Source organism: Crocosphaera watsonii WH 8501 (genome assembly GCF_000167195.1).
Lineage (GTDB): Bacteria > Cyanobacteriota > Cyanobacteriia > Cyanobacteriales > Microcystaceae > Crocosphaera > Crocosphaera watsonii.
Genome location: NZ_AADV02000191.1, coordinates 1 through 7440 on the forward strand (window position 1 = coordinate 1; position 7440 = coordinate 7440).

Genomic DNA, 7440 nt, shown 5'->3' on the forward strand with positions numbered 1-7440 from the left:
GGAGACGAAAAAGATTTCTGCGAAATTTCTTCCACGGAAGTGCTTGTCCAAAGTTCACTAAAATCTTTGATATTGTGTCTAACCATGTGTCATCTCTGTTAATCAATTTCTTTTTGCCTCGAAGCAATTACGCTTCGTCCTACCCGAATCTAGAGAGTTCCGCATCTCGTCTTGCCTACTCAGGGTTCGACTATCTCCTGAGACTCTAGATTCGTTTTTATTCGTTCCGTCCGATGATTGATTGTCCCTTTAGATGGAACCACTTTGACTATCGGAAACCCAAGGTTATGTCAGTCATAAGGGTAAGTGCTGACGGGTTACATTGCTCCGATGGGGTCAGGGGGTGCTATTCTTTCTGCTTTCCTGCCCTCAAGTAAGTCACTTTTCTAGGTTCTGTTTCATCATGGGGACTCCTGTAACGCCAGTGTCACCAGCAGTCGGTGTCTGATTGCATCCTATTCCCAGCTTCAGCCTCCAAAATTCCGAGTTTGGTCACTGTGGGTAGGTCTTGAGTCAGCCGTAACCTTCGGCGGTGGGACTTGCACCCACATCATTCGGACAGTTACTCAGAACCCCTTCTAGGGTATCTGAGCGAGTCACACGCTGTACCTTTGTCTAGGACTGGGTATCAGTTTTCTGACTCATCGAATCGCACACCCTTGCTTGATCAAACACTTCCCCATGCTGGTTACGAGTTTGCGTTAAAGTATAGCTTTTCATGATTAGGGTAAATTGACTATATTGTTTATAGTAGCAAAAATGTACATTATGTTCCTAAAGAGGATATTGTCTTAGGTTTTCACGAACCTTTAATTAGAGAGTATACAGGGTTTGCCGTGGATTAATTAACGATTAGATGTACGTGACTTACGACGTTGACTAGGAAAAAGACGCTTAACTAACTTAGGAATTTCCTCAACATTATTAGCAATTTTCACCCCTGCTTTTTTCAAAGCAGTAACGGTTTGATTTTCCTCTGTGATGGATGTGCTTTGATAAGATAACTGACTAGCAATAATGCTAGTGGCATCACCAAAACTACGGTTAATGGGAGCTTGAATCCCTGGAAGATAGGCTATGACAGGCTTTTCAATCCCTGAATCGATATATTGTGCCGCCAATAACTCGGGACTACTATAAGGTTGCCCCAATAAAACGATCGCCTTAGTGGAATCATCTTCTTCCATGATCTGTAACCACTGCTCAAAATTTGATCCCATGATCCAATCCGCTCCTAAACTAATGGCTAAAGATTGCCCTAAACCTGCTTTAGTGAGCCTTTTAGCCACCTCATCCATCAAGCGATCGCAACGACTAATAATCCCCACCGATCCCTTACTATAGAATTCTGGTTCCATCACACCCAACCAAAAGTTATCTGGAACCAGTAACCCTTCGCTGCCCGAACCCAAGACAAAAGTATTAGTTGCTTTTGCTTGTTCGAGGAGGGTAATTAAATCGAGAGGAGGAACCCAAGCAGTGACAATAACTAACTGTTCAATATTGGCAGCGATCGCCTCCAAACCAGCATCTAAAACTTCGTAGGGGGGGCTAAAAATGAGACTGGTATCGATTTTACCCACTTCAGTAACCGCTTCTTCCACCAAGGTAAACACGGGAATATCGTTGATATCAGAAGTTTCCTCATCTAGAGTAATTCCGGCCACAATATTAGTGCCTTGGGCTTTCATCCGTGGGGCATAACTGATTGCCAGGGGATGAGTGATCCCCTGAATTAAAACTTTACTATCTGCTTCCCATTTCATGATTTTCTTTTTGATGCCTGACTACTTAAAGCAACGGTTTTCTTGACAGCCTCCATCATCTCCTTGAAACAGTTAACAGAGAGACCAGAAAAGGACTCTTCTATGGGCTGTAAATCGTCCACAGGTAGCCTTATAACCCATTCTATGGGGTTCTCCATAGGAGAAGGGGTTATTGGCCGTTGACGGGTCGAATTAGACCCAGTGGGTCTAGGTAAACGCTCCTCGCTACCCGATGTTACCACCAAAGGTTGACAGTAATCGAGTAAAGCTTGGGCAACTAACTCCGATGTTTGATGTTTAGTAACAATGTTGATGAAAATCACTTTAATATCAGGAACAGTGAGCATTTTTTCGATGGCAATGCCCAACTGCTTAATCAAGGACTTACTGCTACTTTTTTCTTCAATAACAAAAGCCCCCAGGATTTCTCCTTTTTGTTCAAGCATCAAATCCCAACTGCTCAGAGTTAATCCGAAACCGTTCCCGATCAGTCCAATGTTACCCCCCTTTTCCCTAGCTGGTAGCCAACAGGGTTTTTGGGGGGGAGTGGTAACGATGGTTGCTTGAGGGGTTTGGGACGAAGGTTGATCAACCCTTGGCTTAAGAAAACTCAATAAGTCCAAATGACGGGACAAAGCCATATCATTGACCGTAATTTTGCCATCCAAAGCCATAAACTCTCCAGAGGAACTCACCGCTAGGGGATTAATTTCAACTAAATCGAGGTCTTTTTCGATAAACAGTTGATACATTTTCTCTAGGATGATGCTCACTCCATGAATGAGGCGACCTTGTAGACCCATTTTTGTGGCCAGACGACGGGCATAAAAAGGCGAAAATCCTTGATGGAGGACGACTTTCTGGGTATGTTTTAGTAACGTTTCCACATCGATTCCGCCCTTAGCCGAACCCATTAAAACCGGTCTTTGTAGTTGATAGTCCAGAACAATAGACAAGAAAAATTCTTCTTGGGCATCATAACGAGCTTCAGCGAGAATCACCTCGGGATATTCTTTTAAGATGGGTAAGCTAAAAATCGCTTGGGCCGCAGCCACAGCATCGATGGTATTCTGCACAAAACGAATACCTCCGGCCCTCCCCCTTCCTCCAGAATGGACTTGGGACTTGAGGACCACAGGATAAGGAATATGAAGGTGTTTGAGTTCGCTTAATTTAGCAATGGGTTGGGAAGGTAGGACAGGAATGCCCACCTGATGAAAAAGTTCTTTAGCCTGATATTCCAATAAATCCATTGTTTTTTTTGGTTTATCCCCTTAACGAACCTGTTTAAGACTTTCCACTTTCTTATTAAACAGTTCTGTAATTAAACTGAGTACGGTACGATTTTCCCTAACTTTAATGTTAGCGGTCACGGACATTCCTGATTGTAAAGGAATTTCACGCTCAGTGGTTTTTAAGTATTGGTGATCCATTTCAACTTTAGTGGGGAATCGATAATATTGATAAATTTCATCCGGTTCTAGGGCATCGGAACCAATGGAGATCACCGTTCCTTTGATATCGCCAAATTCACTAAAAGGGAAAGAATCAATGCGCACATCCACTTTTTGTCCCACTCGTACAAAACCGATATCTTGGTTAGTAATATTGACTTCGGCGATTAATTTATCTAGGAGTTACGCATTGACAGATGGTTTACAATGTGCATAGTCCAAACAGAGAAAGCGATCGCTGTTAACAAAAAGCAAAAAACTGATAAAATAGAGAGGATTATAAGAACTGGAGGTAGATATCCGAACTATAACGAAGAAATCAACGGCTAAATGTCATTTAGAACTCTATACTTACTATTTAATTGCTGAATCCAAATATTCGGGTTGTAATTGTTTATCCGAGATATTTGAGGATTTATCTCATGATAGTGTTAACCGTTTTTTATTAAGAGAAAGCTATAAACCTGTTGATTTATTCAATGAATTTAAACAGCACATTGAACTGAGTGGGGGAACCTTAAGTATTGATGATACAGTCATTGAAAAACTTTATAGTAATCCTAAATTAAGTAAATTTATTGGTTATTTCTGGTCAGGAAATAAACATAAAACTATCAAAGGAATTAATTTAGTTACTTTATTATATACTGACCCTAATGGAATTTCAGTCCCTCTAAATTATCGACTTTATGATAAAGAAGATAATCTGTCTAAAAATGATTATTTTCGGATGATGCTATCGGAAGTTTTAGCTTGGGGACTGAGGCTAATTTATGTAACTGGTGATAGTTGGTATTCATCTAAAGAGAACCTTAAAGTTTTGAAAAAACAAGAATTAGGTTTCATGATAGGAATAGCTAAAAATCGACAAGTATCAATCGTTAAAGGACAATATCAATCCGTTGAAAGCTTAGAAATAGAGGAAAATGGGACAATTCTTTACTTAAAAGAGTTTGGCGAAGTTAAAGTATTTAAGAAACATTTCAAAAACGGGATGCTTCGTTTTTATATTTTATTTGACAAAGAAAATAAAGACTTAAGAGAAACAGATAAAACTCTATTTACTTTGTTGAAAACAACTCATTGGATTATTGAATGTTACCATCGTGCGCTCAAACAATTATGTGGTATCAATAAATTTATAGTCAGAAAATCAGAAGCTATATTGACCCATTTCTTTAGTTCTTTACGGGCTTTTATTAAACTTGAATTAATGAGAGCTAATGAGTTAATTGATAATTGGTATCAACTCCAAAGAGAATTGTCTATTGAAGTTAATCGAAATTTTATTTTAGAGCAAATAAATTTGAAATTATCAGCCTAATTTATAGATTAGTTATTGTTATTATTACGTCAATTTTAATGACTCTAATAATTAGCGATCATTGTCTCTCTTTAAAGCTACTCATATTTAAGTTAATTTGTCAATGCGTAACTCCTATTATCGTCAGGGACAATTCTTAGCAGGGGTTCGGTTTGGTTTGGGGGAGGAACGTAACCAGGTGCGGCGTGAACATCGAAGATCGTACCACCCACAGGAGCTTTGATTTCCTGGTATTTGAGGGTTACTTGGGTGCGACTAATTTGACTGGTCAATTCAGCAATTCTTTTATCGTTTTCCACAATAGTTTTGTTGAGTTGACTATCAATATCAGCTATTCTTTCGTTATTGGACTTTGGACAAAAAAAGTTTGTTAGCGTATATTTTACGCTAAACTAAAATCCCAAAATATCGGCTCTGTATCAGTCAATAAAATTGGCTGACAAATAGGGCTAATCTATAGATTCTGAGGAAAACTAAGGAGCTTTTAAGTTTTCAGTTGATTTTTTGCTCCCTTTCTTGATAACATCATGACGAGTTCGTGGGGCTTTTTTGTAACCTTTAATACGTCCGGAAGAAAAACCTCGACGTTTGGGAAATTTGGCGAAAGTCCCCAAGGTCGTAATTATTCTTGAAAAGTCTCTTTGAACTAGACTAGGGGTGATTTTGATGGATTTATTAGTCTTCAAATACTGTTCCCAATCACGGGGTAAAACCACAGCTAATTTTCTGGCAGCCCACAAATTTACATAAGAAAGAAGTGTTAGTTTAAACCAATTTTCTTCATGATGTACATCGGGAGTTAAATAAGATGTCATCAATAATCTTTGTTTACCAAATCGAAAAAGATGTTCCATGTCATAACGTTGTCGATAACACTGATAACAATCAACTAAACTTAACTCATCGCGCCGAGAACCAATAACAATAAGCCACATAGGTTTCCAAATACTATTTCTTTCTTGATCTCTGACAACAATCTGGAGTAAAGTAAAGGGGTGATTGTTCATTTTATAGTTTTTAGTTCCTCTCATTAACATCTGTTTCCATCCCGAAATAGTCACTGTTAATTGACGACCTTTTTTCGTTGTAAAGGGAACATGATGAACTTCATCAGGTTCAGTCCAAGTTTGGTCATCTTTAAGGTCAAATTTATCCCCATACCAACGGGGATGTCCCGAAGTTTTGGCTTGATTTGGGTCCCGAATAAATTGACGATAAAAAACTCGGTCACTTCTAACTCTTGTAATAGTAACTACGTCTTCATGCTTAACTTGTTCCCCAATAAAATCTTTTTGGCTGTAGTCACTATCAGCCACTAAGACAGATAATTTATCAGAAAATAAAGAACTTTGCCAGATTTTTTTTAGTTGTTGATTGCCTTGATTTACTCCTTTATGTTTAGAGGGGACTCGCTCTCCTGATAAGGGGACAGCCCAAGGGACTTTTTCTGTGTCTATTTGGTCAGGTAAAGCGCAGACAACGAAATAACAATGTCCAATATTAATGGGTTTATTTCCCTTAATTGGATTGGGGTAATGAATAAAGGTTTTATCCGCTAACGTTTCGGCAAACGGTCGTGGACAGGGAGTTGTGTCAATACCAAATAAGTTATAATGTTTTGAAGTGGGAGGAATTGTTCTCGATACCGCTGAAAATAAAGTCTCAATTATCTGTTCATAATTAGGGTCAGTTTGAGTGGGTAAAAACTCTTGAATTCCTCTATATAAACTGTTATAATCTCTTCTAAATAAAGGATTGAGAGACAATTCAACGACTGAGTGAGCTTGTTGGTTACTGGAGAGGGCATCGAGTAATTCTATAATAGTTTCTTTTCTAGCTTTTAGTCCTTGGAAGAGGTTAGACCTCCACACCAGGAATTCCTCGACAGACGTAGCCGTTTCATTTTTGGTCATTTTTAAAATTTATTACCTTATAAATTAGCGGAATATATACGCTAACGTCAAAAGAGGTTGTTTGTTACAGTTAAGGCTAATGTCATCACATTCCGAACTTAAGACCAGTCAAGATGTCCACCTGAGAGCCAAACAAATTAAGAGTCTAATTCGCTCTCTTAAACAGAAAATAAAGAAAATTGAACGGGAAGGGGAAGTAGCACCAGCTAATTGTCATATTATTCGTTATCAGGTTAATGGAAAGGGAACAATCTACTGGTATTATAAACTACAGGCTGCTGAATCAATTTTTCCTATGGCCACTAATAATGAGAAAAAAACCAAATATAAATATTTAGGACGAGCCGGAAGTTCTGCTCATATTGATGCTGTAGAAAAACTCACTAGAAGAAATCTCATTGATGAATTAGAACGAGTCATTCAATCTCTAACTGAAAGCTACTTAGGGTTTGCTGAAAAAGTTTCTCCAAAATTTATGCCACTTTTGACCAAGAATTTTCTGACAAATCAATAAGTTTTAGTACATAAAAATTGTTTAAAGTATAATCAAAATTAATGAAAGGCGGTTTGATGAGTTCTCCTGTTCTATTATTGGTAAATAAGGACAAAAAAAGCGACAAAAACTGCCTCAGAAGTTTAGAAAGATTGACAACTAAAAATGTAATAGCAATAGATGTAATGGAGGTTTCAGGGAGTTTTGTCATCACGAGATTTAGGCTAAATCTTCGTTTAGCTTGTCCAAACTTTCCCTCAATAGCATTACGGAAGCATTCATCGGAGTGGGCTTGTTTCTTTTCTTCTTCACTGACATTTTTCGGAGGTCTTCCTAACTTCGGACCACTGATTCTTATCCCTCTTTCCTTACACCAATTTCTGTTTTCCCTAGTTCGATAAATTTTATCTACATGGACGGATTCGGGATAATAGCCAAACGTTTCTTTATACTTTTCTACTGTTCTTAAAATACAGGTACCAGCCATGGG

6 protein-coding genes and 3 pseudogenes are annotated in these 7440 nt (G+C 38.4%); 3 read left to right on the forward strand and 6 right to left on the reverse strand.

Going from position 1 to position 7440, the window contains the following annotated elements; translation table 11 throughout:
* Positions 1–770: 770 nt before the first annotated feature.
* Positions 771–845, forward strand: a pseudogene (locus CWATDRAFT_RS37790) (element excision factor XisI family protein); the annotation flags it as partial.
* On the opposite strand, the gene CWATDRAFT_RS28175 reads toward CWATDRAFT_RS37790, so the two are convergent.
* From CWATDRAFT_RS28175 to CWATDRAFT_RS28185, 3 genes and pseudogenes are all read right to left on the reverse strand, one after another.
* A complete protein-coding gene (locus CWATDRAFT_RS28175; protein ID WP_007308181.1) occupies positions 846–1766 on the reverse strand; it encodes a succinate--CoA ligase subunit alpha in 921 nt (306 codons plus the stop codon).
* The gene (locus CWATDRAFT_RS28180) at positions 1763–3019 is read right to left on the reverse strand and encodes an ATP-grasp domain-containing protein (protein WP_007308180.1); all 1257 of its coding nucleotides are present in this window, start codon (positions 3017–3019) and stop codon (positions 1763–1765) included. Before CWATDRAFT_RS28180 ends, CWATDRAFT_RS28175 begins: the two co-directional genes overlap by 4 nt.
* Before the next feature lie 21 nt (positions 3020–3040).
* A pseudogene (locus tag CWATDRAFT_RS28185) lies at positions 3041–3397 on the reverse strand (HlyD family efflux transporter periplasmic adaptor subunit); the annotation flags it as partial.
* A 121-nt stretch (positions 3398–3518) separates the two neighbouring features.
* Here CWATDRAFT_RS28185 and CWATDRAFT_RS34865 point away from each other — a divergent pair.
* On the forward strand, positions 3519–4544 hold the full coding sequence (locus tag CWATDRAFT_RS34865) for an IS701 family transposase (RefSeq protein ID WP_071905658.1): 1026 nt from the start codon (positions 3519–3521) through the stop codon (positions 4542–4544).
* 116 nt (positions 4545–4660) lie between these two features.
* Here the strand turns inward: CWATDRAFT_RS34865 and CWATDRAFT_RS28195 are convergent.
* Both CWATDRAFT_RS28195 and CWATDRAFT_RS28200 read right to left on the reverse strand, forming a co-directional pair.
* Positions 4661–4891, reverse strand: a pseudogene (locus CWATDRAFT_RS28195) (HlyD family efflux transporter periplasmic adaptor subunit); the annotation flags it as partial.
* Between the two features lie 126 nt (positions 4892–5017).
* Complete coding sequence (locus CWATDRAFT_RS28200) at positions 5018–6457, reverse strand: NF041680 family putative transposase (protein ID WP_007308177.1); 1440 nt, start codon at positions 6455–6457, stop codon at positions 5018–5020.
* A 79-nt stretch (positions 6458–6536) separates the two neighbouring features.
* Here CWATDRAFT_RS28200 and CWATDRAFT_RS28205 point away from each other — a divergent pair, with 79 nt between their 5' ends.
* Positions 6537–6971, forward strand: a complete 435-nt coding sequence (locus CWATDRAFT_RS28205; RefSeq protein ID WP_007305720.1) for a hypothetical protein — start codon at positions 6537–6539, stop codon at positions 6969–6971.
* Here the strand turns inward: CWATDRAFT_RS28205 and CWATDRAFT_RS28210 are convergent.
* Positions 6931–7440: IS5 family transposase (locus CWATDRAFT_RS28210; RefSeq protein ID WP_042712689.1), on the reverse strand; the 510-nt coding region annotated here is incomplete at its 5' end. The two genes, CWATDRAFT_RS28205 and CWATDRAFT_RS28210, sit on opposite strands and share 41 nt — an antisense overlap.